Below are 19,552 nucleotides of genomic sequence, written 5' to 3'. Positions count from 1 at the left end.
TCAGCGCCCGGCACCGAGGTCGCAGTCTTCCGGCAGATCGGTCATGTCCGGACCGGAAGTGACCAGGTCACCCGTCGAACAGCGGTCATCCGCGTACAGTCCGCGGCCGAATCGGACCAGTCCCGCACACTCCGGCGCCCCCTCGCGGCGTCCAGGTTTAGCGTCCTGCACCAGGTGGCCGATCCCCACTGCCGCGCGGACCCCGTCCCCGGCACGGCCGCCCCCGCCGAAGGTCCGGCGGTGGACGGCTCCCCGTCCGCCCGCCGCCGGACCGCCGGGGGGCGTACGGACAGCCCGGAAGGAGTGACGGCGCGTGGCGTCGCACAGCAGGCCCAAGCAGCGCGGTCCGGCAGGCACGACCGCGCGCGCCGCCCTCGGTCTCGCCCTGGCGGGCGCGGCCTCCGTGACGGTGTTCGGGGAGGCCGGGCACGCGGAGCCCCGGCTGACCACGGACGAGGCCAGGGCCCGGGTGGACCGGCTGTACGAGGAGGCCGAGCAGGCCACCGAGCGGTACAACGGCGCGAAGGAGAAGGCGGACACGGCCACCGGGCGGATCGAGCGCCTCCAGGACGAGCTCGCCCGCAGGACCGAGCGTCTCAACAGCACCCGCGACGGCCTCGGCTCCCTCGCCACCGCCCAGTACCGCAGCGGCGGCATCGACCCCGCCGTCCAGCTGGCCCTCGCCTCCTCCCCCGGCGACTACCTGGAACGCGCCGGGATGCTGGACCGGATGAGCAGCCGCCAGAACGCGGCGCTGCGCGCCCTGTCGGCCCAGCGGCGGGACATCGAGCAGCTGCGCGCCGAGGCGGGCGCCGAACTCGACGAGCTGGCCGGCACCCGCGCCGAACTCGCCCGCCACAAGCGCACCGTGGAGCAGCGCCTGGCCTCCGCGCGGCAGCTGCTCGGCCGTCTCACCGCAGGCCAGCGTGCCGAGGTGCTGTCCTCCGGGGGCCACGGTTCCGCCGACCCGGCCCGGGCCGGCCGCGCCGCCGGCTCCCGCGCCGGCCTGGCGCCCGCCGCCGCCCCCAACGCACGGGCCGCCCGTGCCGTCTCCTTCGCCTACGGCTCCCTCGGGCTGCCCTACGTATGGGGCGCCACCGGGCCCTCGGCGTACGACTGCTCGGGCTTCACGCAGGCGGCGTGGCGGTCGGCCGGGGTCTCCCTGCCGCGTACGACGTACACCCAGATCAACGCGGGCACCCGCATCTCGCGCTCCCAACTGGAGCCCGGAGACCTGGTGTTCTTCTACTCGGGGATCAGCCACGTCGGCCTCTACGTGGGCAACGGCATGATGATCCACGCCCCGCGCACCGGTGACGTCGTCAAACTCGCCCCGGTCGACCAGATGCCCTTCGCGGGCGCCACGCGTCCGGCGTGACGCCCGAACCGCGAGGGCTCAGACCAGCCGGCGGGCGGTCGCCCAGCGGGTGAGTTCGTGCCGGTTGCTGAGCTGCAGTTTGCGCAGCACCGCCGAGACGTGCGACTCGACCGTCTTCACCGAGATGTAGAGCTGCTTGGCGACTTCCTTGTACGCGTAGCCGCGCGCGATGAGCCGCAGCACCTCGCGCTCGCGCTGGGTCAGCCGGTCCAGGTCCTCGTCGACCGGCGGGGCGTCGGTGGAGGCGAAGGCGTCCAGGACGAAGCCGGCCAGCCGGGGCGAGAAGACGGCGTCGCCGTCGGCGACCCGGAAGACCGAACTGACCAGGTCGGGGCCGGTGATGGTCTTGGTGACGTAGCCGCGGGCACCGCCGCGGATCACCCCGATGACGTCCTCGGCGGCGTCGGAGACCGACAACGCCAGGAAGCGCACCGGGTGTTCGGCGTCGGCCATGAGCCCCGCACAGCGCTTGAGCACCTCGACCCCGCCGCCGCCCGGCAGGTGGACGTCGAGCAGGACGACGCCGGGCCGCGTCGCGGTGATGACGGAGACCGCCTGGTCCACGTCCGCGGCCTCGCCGACCACGTCGACCCCGGTCCGCTCGGTCTCGCCGATCTCCGCCTGCACCCCGGTGCGGAACATGCGGTGGTCGTCGACGAGGACGACCCTCACGCGTCGTTCCGTGCTCATGACGACCTCCCTGGTCCCTGGGCCCTGTCCATCTCCAGCTCCACTTCCGTCCCCCCGCCCGGTGCGGGGCGCAGCCGCGCCTCGCCGCCGTTGCGCCGCATCCGGCCGATGATCGACTCCCGGACGCCCATCCTGTCCGACGGTACGTCGTCGAGGTCGAAGCCGGGGCCGCGGTCGCGGACCGATACGAAGACCTTGCTCTCCTCGACCTCCGCGTACACCTGCACGGGTTCGTCCCCACCGTACTTGGCGGCGTTGACCATGGCCTCGCGGGCCGCCTGCATCTGCGCCACCAGGCGTTCGTCGAGGGGGCAGTCGCCGACGCACACCACCTCGACGGGAACGCCGTGCGCGTCCTCCACCTCGGCCGCGGCCCGGCGCACCGCTTCGGCGAGGGTGGCCGGTTCGTCGTCCTTGCCGTTGCCCTCGGGCCGGTAGAGCCAGGCCCGCAGCTCCCGCTCCTGCGCCCGGGCCAGCCGGGCGACCTCGCGGGGGTCCTCGGCGTGCCGCTGGATGAGGGTCAGGGTGTGCAGAACGGAGTCGTGGACGTGCGCGGCGACCTCGGCCCGTTCCTGCGCGCGGATGCGGGCCAGCCGCTCGGCGGACAGGTCCTGGGTCATGCGCACGAGGTACGGTCCGGCGATCAGCGCCACCCCGACCAGGACGGCGAGCGCGGCCTGCAGGATGGTGCCCAGGTGGCTGACCGAACCCTGCACGACGAGGAAGCCGGTCACGCCCACGCCGACGAGGATGACCCCGGCGGCGCCGCGCGCGAACGGCAGCAGCCTCTTGCGCCGGCTGAGCTCGGCCCAGCGGGCCCGGCGGGCGTTGTCGGCCTGCCGCCACACCAGGGCGACGCCGAGCCCGATCAGCAGCAGCGGCCACACATAGGCGTTGGCCCTGCCGAGGTTGAGGTTGTCCAGCAGGATGCCGAGGCCGATGGCGAGCGCGATGAGCGCGACGATCTGGCCCCGGTCGGGCCTGCGCCCGGCGAGCCAGGAGCGGGCGTCGCGCGGCTCCTTGGCCTCGACGACCCCGCCGACACCGAGCGGCACCACGAACCAGAAGACCGCGTAGAGCAGGATGCCGAGGCCCTGGATGGTGGCCAGGACGACGAAGACCACGCGCACCCACGCCACGGGCAGTCCGAGGTGCCCGGCCAGTCCGCGGGCGACGCCGCCGATCATCCGGCCCTCGGAACTGCGGTACAGCTTGCGGACCGGGGATCCGGCCGGGTCCGGCGACGCGAAGTACGACGCCCCGTCGGGCGGGCTGGTCGGTGGTCCGGCGGCTGGCATGTCCCGATCGTCACACGTTTCGCGCACGGTGGGTATCAGGGTTGGCCCCCATGCAGGGTCAGGGTCGTTCCGGATACCGGCACTCGTCCCGGACCGCCACCATGGAGCCATGACGGAGCAGCACACGGAGACGGAGGCGGCCGGTTCACCGCCCGGCCGGCGGCTGGCGCGCTGCCGCGAGCGGAAGGTGATCGCCGGCGTCTGCGAGGGCGCGGGACGGTACTTCGACATCGACCCGGTGGTCTTCCGGATCGTGCTCGGCGTGCTGGCGCTCACCGGCGGCCTCGGGCTGGTGGCCTACGGCCTGGCGTGGCTGCTCGTCCCGCTGGAGGGCGAGACCGAGAGCGAGGCGCACCGGCTGCTGTCCGGGCGGGTCGAGGGGACCGCGCTGACGGCGGTGCTGGTCGCCCTGGTCGGCTGCGGGCTGTTCCTGTCGCTGCTGGGCAGCGGCGGGAACCTGGCCTTCTCGCTGGGGCTGCTGGCGGCCTTCGCCGGCGCCGTGTACTGGTCGGTGCACCGGAGGCAGACGGCCGAGGCGCCCGCGCAGCCGGTCGCCCCGCCGCCGACCCAGCCGCCTCCGCAGCCCGCCACGGCAGCGTGGTGGAAGGAGACCGCGGTCGAGGACGCGCCCCCGGTGCCGGGGCCGGGCGGCTACCTGTGGGGACCGGACGACGGTCCCTCGGACGTGGAGCGCGACCGCCGCGAGTGGCGGGACCGGCGCCGCGCGGTGCGGCGCGAGGGCGCCTGGCTCGGCGTGCTCGTGTTCTTCCTGGCGGCCGCCGCGGCGGCGGCCGGCCTGGCCGCGTCCTGGACGTCCCAGCCGCTGGCCACCAGCGTGCAGATCGGCCTCGGCTCCGCGCTCGCCGTCTTCGGCCTGGGTTTCGTGGTCAGCACCTGGTGGGGACGGCTGGGCGGCGGCACCGTCTTCGTGGTGCTGCTGACCGCCGCGCTGCTGGTGGGCTCCACGACACTGCCGCGCTCGGTCGGCACCGACTGGAAGCAGCGCACCTGGACGCCCGCCACGCTCGCGGCGGTGCAGGACTCGTACGAGCTGGGGACCGGCCGGGCGACGCTGGACCTGTCGAAGCTGCGACCGGGCGGGCGCACCGTATCCACACGGGCCCAGGTCGGCGCGGGGCAGCTGGTCGTCAGGATCCCGGACGACGTCACGCTGCGGATGCACGTCCAGGTGGGCGTCGGCGACGTGCAGTTGCCCGGCGAGAAGGAGAAGGACATCGACGTCCAGCCCGGGCTGGACCGGAAGGTGACCCTTGACCCGGTGGACGGGCGGAAGTCCGGGGGCACGGTGGAGCTGGACGTGGAAGTGGGCGTCGGACAGGTGAAGGTGGTGCAGTTCCCGTGAGACGGCATCCGTTCGCGCCCTCGGCGCTGCTGACCGGGCTGGTCCTGCTGGGACTGGCCGCGGTGTTCCTGCTCGACGCCGCCGGTGAGGTGTCGCTGTCCCCGCACACCGCGGTGCCCCTGACCTGTGCGGGTCTGGGGCTCGCGGCACTCGGCTCGGTCACCTCCCGGCTGCTGCGGGGGCGGGCCGCCGCCCGGCGCTCAGACCAGACCGCGCCGGCCCCGGCCGCGGCGTCCGGCGATCATCGAGTCGACGGAGAGTAGCGGGGCGCCGGCGAGGACCAGCGGCAGCCAGGCCATCAGGTAGGCGAGGTCGTTGCCGTAGTAGTACGGCTGCGCGGACCAGCTCACCGTGAGCCACAGGCTCAGCGAGATCAGCGCGCCGCCGAGGGCGGCGATCCGGCTGAGGAGGCCGACGAGGGTGCCCACGCCGACGGCGATCTCGCCGAAGGCGATGGCGTAGCCGAAGCCGTGCGGGTTCTTCAGCGCCAGGTCGATCATCGCCGGGATCGCCGCGGAGCCGCGCACCCCGTTGAGGGTGGCGACGAGCGAGCCCGGGGCGCTGTCGTTGAAGAAGGTGTCGGACATCAGTTTGTCGAAGCCGGCGTAGACGAAGGTCACGCCGAGGAAGATGCGCAGCGGCAGCAGCGCGTAGCGCCGTGCCGTGTCCCGCCACGGTCCCTGGCTGGGGTACCGCTCCGTGTCCCTCGTTCCGCTCATGCCCGTTATGCCCGTCACGCTCATGACGTCCGCCCTCTCGCACGCGACTGCCGTGGACCCCTCCCGGACCGATTCTCCAGGAGCGCCCTGAGAGATACGTAGGCGAACCGGCCGTCGTTCAATCAAAAAGCTCTGAATTATCGCGGGCTATCCGCTCATAGGTGGGCTGGTAGTTGATCCAGGCGACCAGATCGTGACCCAGTTGCTCACGGGTGGCGAGCGCGTCCTCGTGCGCGATCCACACCGGCTTGCCCGCCGCCTTCGCGCTCAGCTGCACCTGGCAGGACTTCTCCATCGTCATGAACCACCACGCGGCCGCGTCCACGGTCTCGCCGACCGTCAGGAGGCCGTGGTTGCGCAGTACCACCCCTTTGTGCGCCCCCAGGACCACCGCGATGCGCCGCGCCTGCGCCTCGTCCACGACGACCCCGGTGTAGGCGTCGAAGAGAGCGTGGTCCTCGTAGAAGGCGCACGCGTCCTGGGTGATCGGCTCCAGCCGCTCACCCAGCGCGGCGAGCGCCCGGCCGTAGGTCGAGTGGCTGTGCACGACGGCCGTCACGTCGGGCCGCGCGGTGTGCACATGGGCGTGGATGGTGAAGGCCGCCTGGTTGACGTGGTGGCGGCCCTCGACGACGGAGCCGTTCTGGTTGACCAGGATCAGCTCGCCCACGGTCAGGTGCCGGAACGGCACCCCGAAGGGGTTCACCCAGTAGTGCTCCGCCAGTTCCGGGTCGCGCACGGTGATGTGTCCCGACACCCCGTCCTCGAACCCCAGCTCCGCGAACGCGCGCAGCGCCACCACCAGCCGCTCCTTGCGGTGGCGGCGTTCGGCACCGGGGTCCTCGAAGGTGGGCGGGAGGGCGAAATGGAGCCGATCGGGCGGTACGGGCTGCGGCGCGGTGTCGGTCATGGCGCGGAAGTTACCCCGAGGTACCGCAGATGAACAGGGGCGATACCAGGTTTCCCCGGTATCGCCCCAAGCCTGCCCCACGTGAGGGGGCTACTCCCACTCGATGGTGCCCGGGGGCTTGCTCGTGACGTCCAGCACGACGCGGTTGACGTCCGCCACCTCATTGGTGATCCGGGTCGAGATCCGGGCCAGCACCTCGTACGGCAGCCGAGACCAGTCCGCGGTCATGGCGTCCTCGCTGGAGACCGGGCGCAGCACGATGGGGTGGCCGTAGGTGCGGCCGTCGCCCTGCACCCCCACCGAGCGGACGTCGGCGAGCAGGACCACCGGGCACTGCCAGATGTCGCGGTCGAGACCGGCGGCGGTCAGCTCCTCGCGGGCGATGGCGTCGGCCTCGCGCAGCAGGTCCAGGCGCTCCTTGGTGACCTCGCCGACGATGCGGATGCCCAGGCCCGGGCCCGGGAAGGGCTGGCGCTGGACGATCTCCTCGGGCAGGCCGAGCTCCTGGCCGACCATGCGGACCTCGTCCTTGAACAGCTTGCGCAGCGGCTCGACGAGCTGGAACTGCAGGTCCTCGGGAAGGCCGCCCACATTGTGGTGGGACTTGATGTTGGCGGTGCCGGTGCCGCCGCCGGACTCCACGACGTCCGGGTAGAGGGTGCCCTGCACCAGGAACTCCACCGACTCGCCGTGGGCGCCGGCCTCGGCGACGATCTCGCTCGCGGCCTGCTCGAAGACCCGGATGAACTCCCGGCCGATGACCTTGCGCTTCTCCTCGGGGTCGGACACCCCGGCGAGCGCGGTCAGGAAGCGCTCCTCGGCGTCGACGACCTTCAGCTGGACGCCCGTGGCGGCCACGAAGTCCTTCTCGACCTGCTCGGACTCGCCCTTGCGCATCAGCCCGTGGTCCACGTACACGCAGGTGAGGCGGTCCCCGATGGCCTTGTTGACCAGGGCCGCGGCGACCGCGGAGTCCACGCCGCCGGACAGGCCGCAGATGGCGCGCTTGTCACCGACCTGGGCGCGGATCGCGGCGACCTGCTCCTCGACCACGTTGTGCGTGGTCCAGTCCGGGGCGATGCCGGCGCCGCGGTAGAGGAAGTGCTCGAGCACCTGCTGGCCGTGCTCGGAGTGCAGGACCTCGGGGTGGTACTGGACGCCGTAGAGCTTCTTCGCGTCGTTCTCGAACGCGGCCACCGGCACCAGGTCGGTGGAGGCGGAGACGGTGAAGCCCTCCGGGGCGGCGGTGCAGGTGTCGCCGTGCGACATCCACACCGACTGCTCGGCCGGGGTGCCCTCGAAGAGCGTGGAGCCGGTCTTGCCGACGTGCAGCGGGGTACGGCCGTACTCGCGCGCGCCGGTGTTGTCGACGGTGCCGCCGAGGGTGATCGCCATCAGCTGGAAGCCGTAGCACATGCCGAAGACGGGGACGCCCGCCTCGAACAGGGCCCGGTCCAGCCGCGGGGCCCGCTCGGCGTACACGGACGAGGGACCGCCCGACAGGATGATCGCCGCCGGCCGCTTGGCCAGCATCTCCTCGACCGGCATCGTGCTCGGCACGATCTCGCTGTAGACCCGGGCCTCGCGGACGCGGCGGGCGATGAGCTGGGCGTACTGCGCCCCGAAGTCGACGACGAGGACGGTGTCGGGGGCGGCTGGGGTCGCTGATGCCACGGTGGGCCTTCCGGCGGTGTCGAACGTGAGGTCCCCACCGAGTCTACCGGGGCCCACGGCTTTACTTCCCCGGCCCGAGGGCGCACACTGTGCCGCATGCTCCACGGCACGCGCTTCGCGTTTACCTATGGCACCGGCTGGTCCGGCTGCCATGGTCGTGCTGTCTGAGCGAGGAAACGCATCCAGACGTCACCAGGCGCCCCGGGCCACACGGCCCGGGGCGCCTGGCGTTTCCCGTCCCGGGCGGCCCGGGGGCCCGGCCCCCGAGGAGGAACCCCATGAGCAGCACCCCCGCGGCACCGCGGACCACCGACCCCGCGGCCGTCATCGCGGAGGCCCGCGAGCGGATCGACGGCCTCGACGCGAGGATCATCGCGCTGGTGAGGGAACGGATGACGGTCTCGGCCGGCATCCAGCGCGCCCGCATCGAGTCCGGCGGCCGCCGTGTGCACCTCTCCCGCGAGATGGACGTCCTCCGCCGCTACAGCGACCAGTTGGGCAAGCCCGGCACCGCACTCGCCATGACCCTGCTGGAGCTGTGCCGCGGCCGGGTCTGAAACCCCGGTGGCACCGGCCCCGTGACCCGTTCGGGGGGCATCACCCGTACGGCACGTGACCGCCTACGGATGCCTTCGTTGAATCCGGTGTCCGTGCCAGCCAGGCGCGGTCACCCTGGGCCAGGGAAGCAAAGACGTCGAACACCACGCGTGGACACCGCTCAGACGCAGCTGGGCGGGGTGCCACCGGAGCGATGAGGCGCGCCCGCGCGAGTGGAAGCAATGCGGCCGCGTCGTGGGACCTCGCTCCGGTGATCCAGTGACCGGACGGCAGGGGACAGCAGCCCGGTCACGACTCAAAGTGGCGGTCGGTTCCGGGGACGCCCGGGACCGGCCGCTCTGCGAGGAACACACTACTCATTTCGCGGCACTTGAGCAGGTATCCGACCCTCGAACGAGTGAGTCGGGCCGTGCACGGCGCTCTCCGCGCGGTCCAGGACCGGCCGGAACACGGCCGGGAGGGCCGCGTCCCGGGCGGATGCGGCCCCCTCGGCGTCCGGGACTCCGGCGGCGTCAGGCCTTGGGCGGCACCGGGGGAACGGGGAGCACCGGCAGCCGCAGCGCGCCGAAGGCGTCCGCGGGGACGACCGGCTGCTTGGGCTCGACCGCGGCGACGCGCCGGTAGGCCTCGCCCTGCGCCGGACGCGGGTCGGAGTCCCCCTTGTTGGGCCACAGCGACATGGCGCGTTCGGCCTGCGCGGTGATGGTGAGCGAGGGGTTGACGCCCAGGTTGGCGGAGACCGCGGCGCCGTCCACCACATGGATGCCCGGGTGCCCGAACAGCCGGTGGTACGGGTCGATCACACCGTGCTCGGCGTCCTCGCCGATCACGCAGCCGCCCAGGAAGTGGGCGGTGAGCGGGGTGCCCATCAACTCGCCGACGTTGCTGCCCGCGAAGCCGTTGATCTCCTCGGCGAGCAGGCGAGCGGCCTCGGCGCCCTCGGGGATGAAGGAGGGGTTGGGCGCGCCGTGCCCCTGCCGGGCGGTGAGCAGGCCCTTCCCCAGGCCCTTGGGCTTGCGGTAGGTGGTCAGCGAGTTGTCCAGGGACTGCATGACCAGCCCGATGATGGTGCGCTCGGACCAGCGGCGGTTGGACAGCGACCGCATGAGCAGGACCGGGTGGCGGGCGCAGTGCGCCAGGTAGGCCAGTCCGCGCGGCAGCCGGGTGCCGTGCGGGACCTGCAGGATCGACAGTCCGCCCATCGAGTTGGAGCCCTTGCCGTAGCGGACCGGCTCGATGTGGGTGTTCGCGTCCGGATGGATCGAGGACGTGATCGCCACGCCGCGTGTGAAGTCCACCCGCTGCTCGCCCGTGCGCCTGCGGTAGCGCCGGCTGTCGGTCTGCGCGCCCACCAGAGCCTCGGAGTTGGTGCGGGTCAGTTCGCCGAGCCGGGCGGACAGGCCCGGCAGCCGGCCCGCGTCGCGCATGCGGTGCAGCAGCGTCTGGGTGCCGTAGGTGCCGGCGGCGACGACCACGTGCCCGGCGCGCAGCACGCGCGGCTTCGCCTTGCGGCGGCGGTCGGTGGGGACGACGGTGACGTCGTAGCCGCCCTCGGGGTTCTCCGACAGGGCGGTGACGGTGGTCATCGGGTGGATCTCGGCGCCCGCCGCCTCGGCGAGGTGCAGGTAGTTCTCGTTGAGGGTGTTCTTGGCGCCGTGGCGGCAGCCGGTCATGCACTCCCCGCACTCCGTGCAGGCCCGCCGGGTCGGGCCGGCGCCGCCGAAGTACGGGTCGGGGACCTCGCCGCCTGGCGCGGCCTCCGCGTCGCCCGCGGCGTCCTGACCGTCGCCGAAGAACACGCCGACCGGGGCCATGTGGAAGGAGTCGCCGACGCCCATCCTCTCGGCGGTCGCCTTCAGGTGGACGTCCGAGGGGGTCATCGTCGGGTTGAGCCGTACGCCGAGCATGCGCTTGGCCTGGTCGTAGTGGGGGGACAGTTCCTCCTGCCAGTCCGTGATGTGGCCCCACTGGCGGTCCTCGAAGAAGGCCTTCGGCGGGACGTAGAGGGTGTTGGCGTAGTTCAGCGAACCGCCGCCGACCCCCGCACCGGCCAGGATCATCACGTTGTCGAGCAGGTGGATGCGCTGGATCCCGTACAGGCCGAGCGCCGGGGCCCACAGGTAGTCCTTGACGTGCCAGGAGTTCTTCGGCAGGGACTCCCGCGTCCAGCGGCGGCCCGCCTCCAGGACGCCGACCGTGTAGCCCTTCTCGGTCAGGCGCAGCGCCGACACGGATCCGCCGAAGCCGGACCCGATCACGATCACGTCGTAGTCGAAAGGCATCCGCTCCCCCTCCATCAGCGCAGCCTCAGCGTCTTCATCACGCGCAGGCTGCGGCTCATGAAGGCCGCGTACCCCGAGTCGTCCATGCCCAGCGACGGGGCCATCGGCAGCAGCCGCTGCGTCGCCACGGTCTGCGCCTCGGTGTACTTGAGGATGCCCTCGGAGCCGTGCCTGCGGCCGAGCCCGGAGTCCTTCATGCCGCCCATCGGGGACTGCACGCTGCCGTACGCCGGCGCGTAGCCCTCGTTGACGTTGACGGTGCCGCTGCGCAGGCGCGCGGCGATGCGGGCGCCGCGACGGGTGTCCTTGGTCCAGACGCTGGAATTGAGGCCGTACGGCGTCGCGTTGGCGCGCTCGACCGCCTCGTCCTCGTCGGTGAACCGGTACACGGACACCACCGGGCCGAAGGTCTCCTCCGCGCACACCGCCATCGGCGGCTCGACGCCGTCCAGGACGGTCGGCTCGAAGAAGTACGGGCCGACGTCGGGCCGGGCCCTGCCGCCGGTGAGGACGGTGGCGCCCTTGGCGACGGCCTCCTCCACGTGCCGGGTGACGGTCTCCAGCTGGCGCTCGCCGGCCAGCGACCCCATCCCGGCCCCGTAGGCGAGCGCGGTGCCGAGCTTGAGGGCCCCGGTGCGCGCGGTGAAGCGCTCCAGGAAGGCGTCGGCGACGGAGGCGTGGACGAAGAGCCGCTCGATGGAGATGCACAGCTGGCCCGCCGAGGAGAAGCAGGCGCGGACCGCGCCCTCGGCCGCCTTGTCGAGGTCGGCGTCCTCCAGCACCAGCAGGGCGTTCTTGCCGCCGAGTTCGAGGGAGGCGCCGATCAGGCGGGCCGCGGCACGGGTCGCCACGTCCCGGCCGGTACGGGTGGAACCGGTGAAGGAGACGTAGTCGGCGTGCTCCACGACCGCCGGGCCGACGACCGGGCCCTCGCCGATGACGACCTGCCAGACGTCGGCGGGCAGCCCGGCCTCGATCAGCTGCTCGCGCGCCCACAGGGCGGTCAGCGCGGTCTCGGTGTCCGGCTTCATCACGACGGCGTTGCCGGCGACGAAGGCGGGCAGCGCGTCGCCGACCGAGAGTTCGAGGGGGTAGTTCCACGGCGCGATCTGGCCGACGACGCCGCGCGGGTGCCGCAGCTCCCGCACCTTGGTGAGGGTCGGGATGGCGCCGGTGTGCCGCTTGGGCCTCAGGTACGACGGGGCCTTGACGCCGTAGTGCCGGGCGGCGACGGCGACCGCCAGCACCTCCTCGTGCGCGTGCAGCCGCGCCTTGCCGGTCTCCAGCTGGATCAGGTCCAGCACCTCGGACTGGCGGGCCAGCACCAGGTCGTGGAAGCGGAGCAGCACCGCGGCGCGGCGGCGCACCGGCGTCGCCGCCCAGGCCTTCTGCGCCTCCCGCGCCCTCTCGTAGGCCGCCGCCACGTCCTGCGGCGTCGACTCCGGGAGCTCCGCCAGCTTCTCGCCGGTCAGCGGCGTGTGGTTCACGGTCCGGCCGCTGCCTGCGACGCCCCGCGTCAGCCGCGCCACGAGGTCCGGGGTCACCACGTCCGCGGCGGTCCTGGTGCCGGAGGGGGCGACCGGATTGCCGTTACCGGCAGTAGGAGAGTCCGTCATGGCGGGAGCGTACGACGGGGTGACACCGCGTGCATACCCGTCAGTAGCCAGTTTTCACAATTACGCCAGCAAAAGCTGGCAGGAACGCCGCGACCCGTGTTCCGCTTGCTCCGGCTGCCCCGCGCGGGCGCTCATCCGGCGCGGAAGGCGGCCCGGGCGGTGTCGAAGTAGTCGCGGCCGCGCTCGGCCTGCCGGAGCGGTGAGGAGACCCACAGGTCGTACTGCCGGCCGCCCTCCTCCCAGCACAGGTCGAAGGTGCGGCGCGGCTCGCCGGGCGTGAAGCCGTCCCAGGTGAACTCCCACAGCGCGGCGGGCCGCCCGTTCTGCGTGGTGGGGGTGACGAAGCCGTCCCGGTAGCCCCGGTACGCGGCCGGGCCGGCGGCGTCCTGGGCCGCCATGACCGCCTCGGGGCCGCGGGGGTCCGGGCGCTGGGTGCGGATGCCGACGCGGAACTCCTTGCCGGCGGAGTAGTAGAAGATCCGCGGCGGTTCGAGGGAGCGCCGGAAGCCCTCCGGCAGGGCGAGGGAGAAACCGGCGGGGTCGTCGACCCTGCGGAAGCCCTCGGGCAGCGGCGAGGGGGAGGACGGTGCGGACGGGACGGCCGGGGCGGGCGTGGAGGACGCGGTGGTGCGCGCGGGTCCGCCGCTCGTGGCGACGGTGCGGCCCGGGGCGGCACCGCCCGCGGATCCCCCGTCCGGCAGCAGGGCCGCGGCCGCGAGACCGGCCCCCGCCAGCACCGCCACACCCAGCGCGGCCGCCAGCGGGGCACGCCCGCGCCGGGTCCGGGGCAGCGGCGCGTCCTGCCGCTCGGTCTCCGGGACGGGCGCCGGCACCGGCACCGCGGTGGGGGGCACACCGGTCTCCGCGTACGCGGCGAGCAGCGCCTCCGTCTCCTTCGCGGTCGGCCGCCGTTCGGGCTCGCGCCGCAGCAGGGCCTCGACGACGGGCAGCAGCGGCCCGGTCCGCTCCGGCGGCCGGATCTCGTCGAACACGACGGCGTGCAGCACCTCCCCCAGGGAGTCCCGGCGGAACGGCGACCGGCCGACGACGGCCGCGCACAGCAGCACGCCCACCGACCACAGGTCGGAGGCGGGCCCCGCGGCCTGCCCGGACATGCGCTCGGGGGCGGTGTACTCGGGCGAGCCCACGAAGTCCCCGGCCTTGGTCAGCGTGGTCGCGCCGGCCACCCGCGCGATGCCGAAGTCGGTCAGCACGATCCGCCCGGTGCCGTGCTCGACGAGGACGTTGCCGGGCTTGATGTCGCGGTGCAGCACCCCGCGTTCGTGCGCCGCCCGCAGCGCTCCGGTGACGGCGGCGCCGACCCGGGCGGCCTCGCGCGGGGGCAGCGGGCCGTCCTGGGCGAGGACGTCGGCGAGCGAGCGGCCGTCGACGAGTTCCATGACGATCCAGGGGCAGCCGTCCTGCTCGACCACGTCGAACAGGACGATCACGTTGGGGTGGCGGATCCGGACGACCGTGCGGGCCTCCCGCAGGGCGCGGTCCTCCTCGCCCTCGGCGTGCAGCTCCTTGACCGCCACCTGACGGCCCAGCAGTTCGTCGTCGGCCCGCCACACCGTGCCCATGCCGCCGCGCCCGAGCCGCCCCGTGATCCGGTACCGCCCGGCGACCAGCCGCCCCCCGTCGCCCGTCATGGGGCCATGATGCCGCACCGTCAGTTCCCGGAGGGTTCCGGCCGCCAGGTCTGCAGGGCCACCTGGAACCCGGCGGAGGCGGCCGCCCAGTCGCCGGCCGGCGCGCCCATGTACAGGGCGTACTCGCTGCCGTCGGCGGTGACGTACGCCTGGTCGGCGGCGCGGCGCGGGCCCGGGTGCTCCTTGGAGTCGGTCCAGGTGAACTCCCACAGGCAGCCGTCGCCGCCGCGGAAGGTGTTCTGGTGCAGCCGGACCCGGTTGTAGCCGGGGAGTTCCCGGACCTTCTCCTCCAGTCGGAGCAGGTGCATGTACGGATTGACGCCCGGCGCCGCGCGGCCGACGCCTATGCGCAGCCGGTGCGCGCCGTTGTCGGGCGTGTAGTCGATCTGGTCGCCGTCCAGTTGCCGCCTCCAGCCGCGCGGCACGGCGAGGCTGAAGCCCGCGGGGTCGTGGACGCGCACATAACCGGCCGGGACCGCGGTGCCGTCGCCGTGGTCCTTGACCACCGCCAGGACGGCACCGCCGCCCGCGAGCAGCAGGGCCCCCGCGACCGTGGCGACCGCGAGCGCCGTGCGCCGCCGGCCGGGGCGGCGGCGCCGGGGGCCACCCGCCGCGATGGCGGTGAGCGTGGTCGCCAGCTGCCCAGCCGGCGGCCGCGCCGCCGGCTCCTTCGCGAGCAGCGCCGTGATCACCGGGCGCAGCGGACCGGCCGCCCGGGGTTCGGGCAGGTCCTCGTACACCACGGCCTGCAGCGTGCCGATCGGCGAGGTGCGGCGGAACGGCGAGCGTCCCTCGACGGCCGCGTAGAGCGTGGCGCCCAGCGACCACAGGTCGGACTCCGGCCCGGGACGCCCTCCGCGGGCCCGCTCGGGCGCCAGGTAGTCGACGGATCCGACGAGTTCGCCGGTACGGGTGATCGCCGAGTCGCCCTCGACGACGGCGATTCCGAAGTCCGTCAGCAGGACCCGGCCGTCGCGGGCGAGCAGTACGTTGCCCGGCTTCACGTCCCGGTGGAGCACGCCCGCGGCGTGCGCCGCGCGCAGCGCCTCCAGCACGGCGGCGGCCACCGCGGCCGCCCGTCGCGGGGGCAGCGGGCCGTCCCGGCGCACCACGTCGTCCAGGGAGCGGCCGTCGACCAGCTCCATGACGATCCAGGGCCGGCCGTCCTGTTCCACCACGTCGTGGACGGTCACCACGTTGGGGTGGTTGATCCGGGCGGCGGCGCGGGCCTCCTGCTTCATCCGCTCCTGGAGCACGGCGCGGTCGTCCTCCGCGAGGTGGGCGCCGAGGGTCAGTTCCTTGACGGCGACGGTGCGCCGCAGCACGACGTCCTGGGCCTCCCAGACCCGCCCCATGCCGCCGCGGCCGATGACGTCACCGAGCCGGTACCGTCCGGCCAGCACGCTTCCGCTCCCGCTCACTCCCCTGCCCCCACGGCCTCTCCGACGCGCGCCGGGACCAGCCGGTTCCGGTCCGGGCACCGCCCTCAGATGGTGCGGTAGGTCTCCGCGGCCTTCTCGAAGTACCGCTTGACGTCGGCGCGCCGGCCATCCGGCCCGATGACCAGGACGACGTGGTACCTGCCGTCGCGGATCATCACCAGGTTGCGCGCGAACAGCTGCCGACCGGATCCGTCGCTCCAGCTGAACTCGCCCTCGGCGGCCGTGATCCCGCCCATGTCCAGACGGCGCAGCCCGGAGGCCGAGGACCAGCCGGAGGCGCGGAAGCCCGCCAGCTCGGGCTCGTCGTTCTGGTAGACGATCGGGTCGCTGCCCTTGTCGGCGACGGTGTCGCGGCCGGGCACGACCAGCAGCTGGTAGTCGCCGCCGGTGTAGCGGACCTGCCCGTCGGCGTTCCGGCCGGTGCGCCGCCAGCCGTTGGGGACCGCGAGGCGGAAGCCCTCCGGGTCGGAGCGCACCCGGAAGTCACCGCCGAGGCCGGTGGTGGCGGCGGTGTCCGCGGGGGCGGATCGCGTGGGCGGCGGGGCGCTCGTGGCGGGGGCCGGACTCCGCGGGGACTTGCCGGCCGACGGCTCGGTCGTCTGCGGCCGCTCGTCGCCGCCGGGCACCTGCGCGGGCAGGGTACGTGTGGCGCCGGCCGCGCCCTCGTCGTCCGCGGGCCCGCCGCGCGGCATGAAGAGCACCGCGTACAGCACGGCGGCGACCATCAGCAGCAGCACCAGCCCGACCAGGGTGACCCCGAGGCTGCGCGGCCCACGTCCCGACCGTTGCTTCCGTTCCTTGGTGCGCTTGTGGCGCCCGTGCGCGGGATGGGCGGGCACGGGGTCGGCGGCGGCCTTGCGGCGGCGGACCAGTTCGCCCCGGCGGCGCACGACGGGCAGTTTGTGCGGATCGTCGGCGGGCACGGGCACCGTGCTCAGCCCCAGGTCCGGCTCCGGCGCGGAGCGCACGAGGGAGCGCAGCCAGCCGCGCAGCTCCTCCACGTCGGGCCGTTCCTCGGGGTCCTGGCGGAGCAGGGACTCCACGACCGGCCGCAGCGGGCCGCACTCCTCCGCGTACGCGGGCGGCTCGGCGATGACCAGCTGGACCAGTTCCGCGGTGCTCTCCTCCGGGAACGGCGGATGCCCCTGGACGCTGCGGAAGAGCAGCGACCCCAGTGCCCACAGGTCGGCGGCCGGGCCGACGGGCGGGGCGAGCTGCCAGTTCTCGTGGACTTCGGTGGCCTGCTCCGGGGCCCACCGCTCGGTGACCGGGCCGACGACGGTGAGCCTGGCCTGCCGGGCGCGTTCCAGCTCCAGCGCGGAATGCGGTCCCTCCCAGCCGCCGGGCGCCTCGCCGCCCCCGGCCATCGCGGGCACCGGCACCGGGTTGTACCCGCACAGCGCCTCCTGTGCGGCGCCCACGGCGAGGCCCGAGAGCATCGCCCGGCCGTCGTCGCAGACCAGCACGGTGCGGCCGGTGACGTTGCGGTGGACCCAGCCGTGCGCGTGCAGCACGCGCAGCGCGGTCAGCACGTCGGAGGCGACTTCGGCGGCCCGGTAGGGGCTCAGCCGCTTGTCGGCGAGGACGGCGGCCAGCGGGCGGCCGGCGACCAGCTCGCTCACTATCCAGACGCTGCCGTCCTCGACGAAGATGTCGAAGACCTGCACCAGCCGGGGGTGGTCGGGTATCGCGGCCGCGGCCCGCGCCGCCTCCAGGGCCCGGCCGGCGGTGTCCCCGCCGCCGTCCCCGTGGTGCGGTCCGGGCTCGGCGCTGACGACCTCGGGCAGCAGGACCTGGCGTATCAGCACCTCCTGGTTGCTGAACGTGTCCCAGGCCCGGGTCTCCACCAGTTCGAACTCATCGGCGGGCGGCCGCGGCAGGCGGTAGCGGTCGGCCAGTACGCGTCCCGCGTAGTCGTCCACGACGCCTCCCCAAAGCGTCAGATCCGATCCGTTGTGGATGCGGACAGTCCGCAATGACTCACGATACGTGCTCGGGCGGCGTCACTTGGCCGGTTTGAAGGTGTTGAAGAAGCTCGCCAGCATGGCCTGGGTCTTCGGGCTGTCCCAGTCCGCGGCGGGCGCCGTGAACAGGATCGCGTAGCCGTGCTTGCCGTCCACCACGAAGCCCCGGTTCACCGCGCGCATCTTCGTGCCGCCGGAGGTGAAGGTGAACTGCCAGTCGGCGGCGGTGCGGTAACCGCGGTAGTCGATCGTCTTGATGAACAGCTGCTGGTAGCCCGGGTACGAGCCCCTTGACCGCGGCTCCTGGTCCCGCCAGGCGGCCGCCGCGTCCGTGCCGGGCGTGGTGGTCCAGTCGACCTGTACGCGCGGCCGGTTGCCGACGTTGAATATCCGGCCGCTGCCGTAGCCGTTGTCCCTGCTGTTCTGGGCCCAGCCGTCGGGCAGCGCTATCGAGAAGTCACCGGTCGAGGAGGTGTAGGTCGTCCAGCCGGCCGGGACGGCGGCGGAGCCGTCCTTCCCGCTGCCGGAGCCGCCGCCGGAGGGCCCGGAGGAGGAAGTGTCCGAGCCCTTGCCGGAGTTGTCGTCCGTGCCCTTGCCGTCGTCGCCGCTCTTGTCGTCGCCGGACTCGCTGCCCTTGCCCTTGTCGTCGCCGCCCTTGCCGTCCTGGACGCCGCCGTCACCGGACTTGGGGCTGGCCGAGGCGGGCGGCTTGGCGGGGTTGCGGGAGCCCGGGTCGTCGTCGCCCTGGGCGGCCAGGATGCCGATGCCGGTCCCGATCAGCACGAGGACGACCACGACCGCCGCGAAGAGCACTCCGCGACGGCGGCGCTCGTCCATCGACGCCAGGAGCGGCAGCCGGGGGGCGGCAGGGGCGGGCACCGGTACCGGTGCGACCGGCGCGGACGCGGTCGCCGGGGTGGCCTCGGGCTCCGGCTTGGCCTTGGCGGCCCGCAGCGCCGCCTGGTCGGCGGCGGCGGCCCGGGTGGCCGGGGGCGCGTCGGTGGGCGTCGGCTGCGGGTCGGAGGGCGGCAGCGGCATGGTGCGCGTGGCCTCGGCGACCGGCACGTCCGGCGCGTGGGCGACGCCCGTGAGCAGCGGGCGCACGCCCGCGTCGTCCAGCCGCAGCTCCGGGTCCTTGTTGAGCAGCCCGTGGATCGCGTCGGCCAGCGGGCCCGCGTTGCGCGGGGTCTGCAGCGACTCGGTCATGACCGCGGTGAGCGTGGCGATGGCCGAGCCCTTGTCGTACGGCGGCCGGCCCTCGACCGAGGCGTACAGCAGCGCGCCCAGCGACCACAGGTCGGCCGGCGGGCCGGGCTTCTGGCCGCGGGCCCGCTCCGGCGAGATGTACGAGGGAGCGCCCACCAGCATGCCGGTGGAGGTGACGGACGGGTCGCCGTCGATCTGGGCGATGCCGAAGTCGCTGAGCACGACCCGGCCGTCGTCGGCGATCAGGACGTTGGACGGCTTCACGTCGCGGTGGAGGATGCCCTCCTTGTGGGCGGCCCGCAGGACGTCCAGCACGGTCAGCCCGACCTCGGCGGCGCGCTTCGGCGAGAGCGGCCCGTCCTCGCGGATCGCGTCCGACAGCGAGCGGCCCTCGACCAGCTCCATGACGATCCAGGGCCGGTCGTCCTCCTCGACGACGTCGAAGACGGTCACGGCGCCGGTGTTGCGGATCCGGGCGGTCGCCTTGGCCTCGCGCAGGGTGCGGGTGATCAGGCGGCGCTTCTCGTCCTCGTCGATGTTGTGCGGGAAGCGCAGTTCCTTCACGGCGACCGTGCGGCCGAGCGTCTCGTCGACGGCCCGCCAGACGGTGCCCATGCCGCCCTTGCCGAGGACTGCGCCGAGTCGGTACCGGTCGGCGATGAGACGCTGGTCGGTGTCGTGCGCCTGGCCCATGAATTCCCTCTGCAGTCGCTGAAGATGAAGCTCCCTCATCGCCCGGTTGCGGCGACCGCGGGATGGAGACCTCCATCATCCCTGACTCGGGGCCGTGGTCCCACCCC

Annotated in this window: 15 protein-coding genes; 4 read left to right on the top strand and 11 right to left on the bottom strand. The window is 73.6% G+C overall.

What is annotated here, in order from left to right:
- The first annotated feature begins 313 nt into the window (after positions 1-313).
- A complete protein-coding gene (locus tag ACFW3D_RS00285) occupies positions 314-1,378 on the top strand; it encodes a C40 family peptidase (RefSeq protein WP_500499596.1) in 1,065 nt (354 codons plus the stop codon).
- Between the two features lie 18 nt (positions 1,379-1,396).
- On the opposite strand, the gene ACFW3D_RS00280 is transcribed toward ACFW3D_RS00285, so the two are convergent.
- Both ACFW3D_RS00280 and ACFW3D_RS00275 read right to left on the bottom strand, forming a co-directional pair.
- Complete coding sequence (locus ACFW3D_RS00280) at positions 1,397-2,068, bottom strand: LuxR C-terminal-related transcriptional regulator (protein ID WP_018561203.1); 672 nt, start codon at positions 2,066-2,068, stop codon at positions 1,397-1,399.
- Positions 2,065-3,366: a PspC domain-containing protein gene (locus ACFW3D_RS00275; protein ID WP_500499594.1), complete on the bottom strand. Its 1,302-nt coding sequence runs from the start codon at positions 3,364-3,366 to the stop codon at positions 2,065-2,067. Before ACFW3D_RS00275 ends, ACFW3D_RS00280 begins: the two co-directional genes overlap by 4 nt.
- A 109-nt stretch (positions 3,367-3,475) precedes the next feature.
- Here ACFW3D_RS00275 and ACFW3D_RS00270 point away from each other — a divergent pair, with 109 nt between their 5' ends.
- Together ACFW3D_RS00270 and ACFW3D_RS00265 are read left to right on the top strand one after the other, a co-directional pair.
- On the top strand, positions 3,476-4,729 hold the full coding sequence (locus ACFW3D_RS00270; protein WP_500499592.1) for a PspC domain-containing protein: 1,254 nt from the start codon (positions 3,476-3,478) through the stop codon (positions 4,727-4,729).
- Positions 4,726-4,992 (top strand): hypothetical protein, encoded by a 267-nt coding sequence (locus ACFW3D_RS00265; RefSeq protein WP_500499590.1) that lies wholly within the window; start codon positions 4,726-4,728, stop codon positions 4,990-4,992. The genes ACFW3D_RS00270 and ACFW3D_RS00265 overlap by 4 nt, the downstream gene beginning before the upstream one ends.
- On the opposite strand, the gene ACFW3D_RS00260 is transcribed toward ACFW3D_RS00265, so the two are convergent.
- The 3 genes from ACFW3D_RS00260 to guaA form a co-directional block, all read right to left on the bottom strand.
- Positions 4,930-5,448 (bottom strand): DoxX family protein, encoded by a 519-nt coding sequence (locus ACFW3D_RS00260; RefSeq protein WP_500499588.1) that lies wholly within the window; start codon positions 5,446-5,448, stop codon positions 4,930-4,932. The genes ACFW3D_RS00265 and ACFW3D_RS00260 overlap by 63 nt on opposite strands.
- 118 nt (positions 5,449-5,566) lie before the next feature.
- Complete coding sequence (locus ACFW3D_RS00255; RefSeq protein ID WP_500499584.1) at positions 5,567-6,358, bottom strand: class II aldolase/adducin family protein; 792 nt, start codon at positions 6,356-6,358, stop codon at positions 5,567-5,569.
- A 90-nt stretch (positions 6,359-6,448) separates the two neighbouring features.
- Positions 6,449-8,032: a glutamine-hydrolyzing GMP synthase gene (gene guaA, locus ACFW3D_RS00250; RefSeq protein ID WP_500499582.1), complete on the bottom strand. Its 1,584-nt coding sequence runs from the start codon at positions 8,030-8,032 to the stop codon at positions 6,449-6,451.
- Positions 8,033-8,310: 278 nt separating this feature from the next.
- Here guaA and ACFW3D_RS00245 point away from each other — a divergent pair, with 278 nt between their 5' ends.
- Positions 8,311-8,589 carry a chorismate mutase gene (locus ACFW3D_RS00245; protein WP_500499579.1) on the top strand — a complete coding sequence of 93 codons (279 nt, stop codon included), beginning with the start codon at positions 8,311-8,313 and terminating at the stop codon, positions 8,587-8,589.
- Between the two features lie 513 nt (positions 8,590-9,102).
- Here ACFW3D_RS00245 and ACFW3D_RS00240 read toward each other — a convergent pair.
- The 6 genes from ACFW3D_RS00240 to ACFW3D_RS00215 all read right to left on the bottom strand — a co-directional run bounded on the left by ACFW3D_RS00240 (position 9,103) and on the right by ACFW3D_RS00215 (position 19,445).
- On the bottom strand, positions 9,103-10,872 hold the full coding sequence (locus tag ACFW3D_RS00240) for a GMC oxidoreductase (protein ID WP_500499577.1): 1,770 nt from the start codon (positions 10,870-10,872) through the stop codon (positions 9,103-9,105).
- Between the two features lie 14 nt (positions 10,873-10,886).
- Complete coding sequence (locus tag ACFW3D_RS00235) at positions 10,887-12,488, bottom strand: succinic semialdehyde dehydrogenase (RefSeq protein ID WP_500499574.1); 1,602 nt, start codon at positions 12,486-12,488, stop codon at positions 10,887-10,889.
- A gap of 131 nt (positions 12,489-12,619) precedes the next feature.
- Positions 12,620-14,140: a serine/threonine-protein kinase gene (locus ACFW3D_RS00230; protein WP_500499572.1), complete on the bottom strand. Its 1,521-nt coding sequence runs from the start codon at positions 14,138-14,140 to the stop codon at positions 12,620-12,622.
- A gap of 20 nt (positions 14,141-14,160) precedes the next feature.
- Positions 14,161-15,543, bottom strand: a complete 1,383-nt coding sequence (locus tag ACFW3D_RS00225; protein WP_500499570.1) for a serine/threonine-protein kinase — start codon at positions 15,541-15,543, stop codon at positions 14,161-14,163.
- A gap of 83 nt (positions 15,544-15,626) precedes the next feature.
- Positions 15,627-17,504 carry a serine/threonine protein kinase gene (locus ACFW3D_RS00220; RefSeq protein WP_500499568.1) on the bottom strand — a complete coding sequence of 626 codons (1,878 nt, stop codon included), beginning with the start codon at positions 17,502-17,504 and terminating at the stop codon, positions 15,627-15,629.
- 81 nt (positions 17,505-17,585) lie between these two features.
- Positions 17,586-19,445, bottom strand: a complete 1,860-nt coding sequence (locus ACFW3D_RS00215) for a protein kinase domain-containing protein (RefSeq protein WP_500499566.1) — start codon at positions 19,443-19,445, stop codon at positions 17,586-17,588.
- Positions 19,446-19,552: the final 107 nt, after the last annotated feature.

Origin of the sequence: Streptomyces sp. NPDC058864, assembly GCF_042742985.1 — a bacterium.
GTDB lineage: Bacteria > Actinomycetota > Actinomycetes > Streptomycetales > Streptomycetaceae > Actinacidiphila.
The sequence above is the reverse complement of the archived record's forward strand: the minus strand, read 5'-3'. Positions and strand labels throughout refer to the sequence as shown.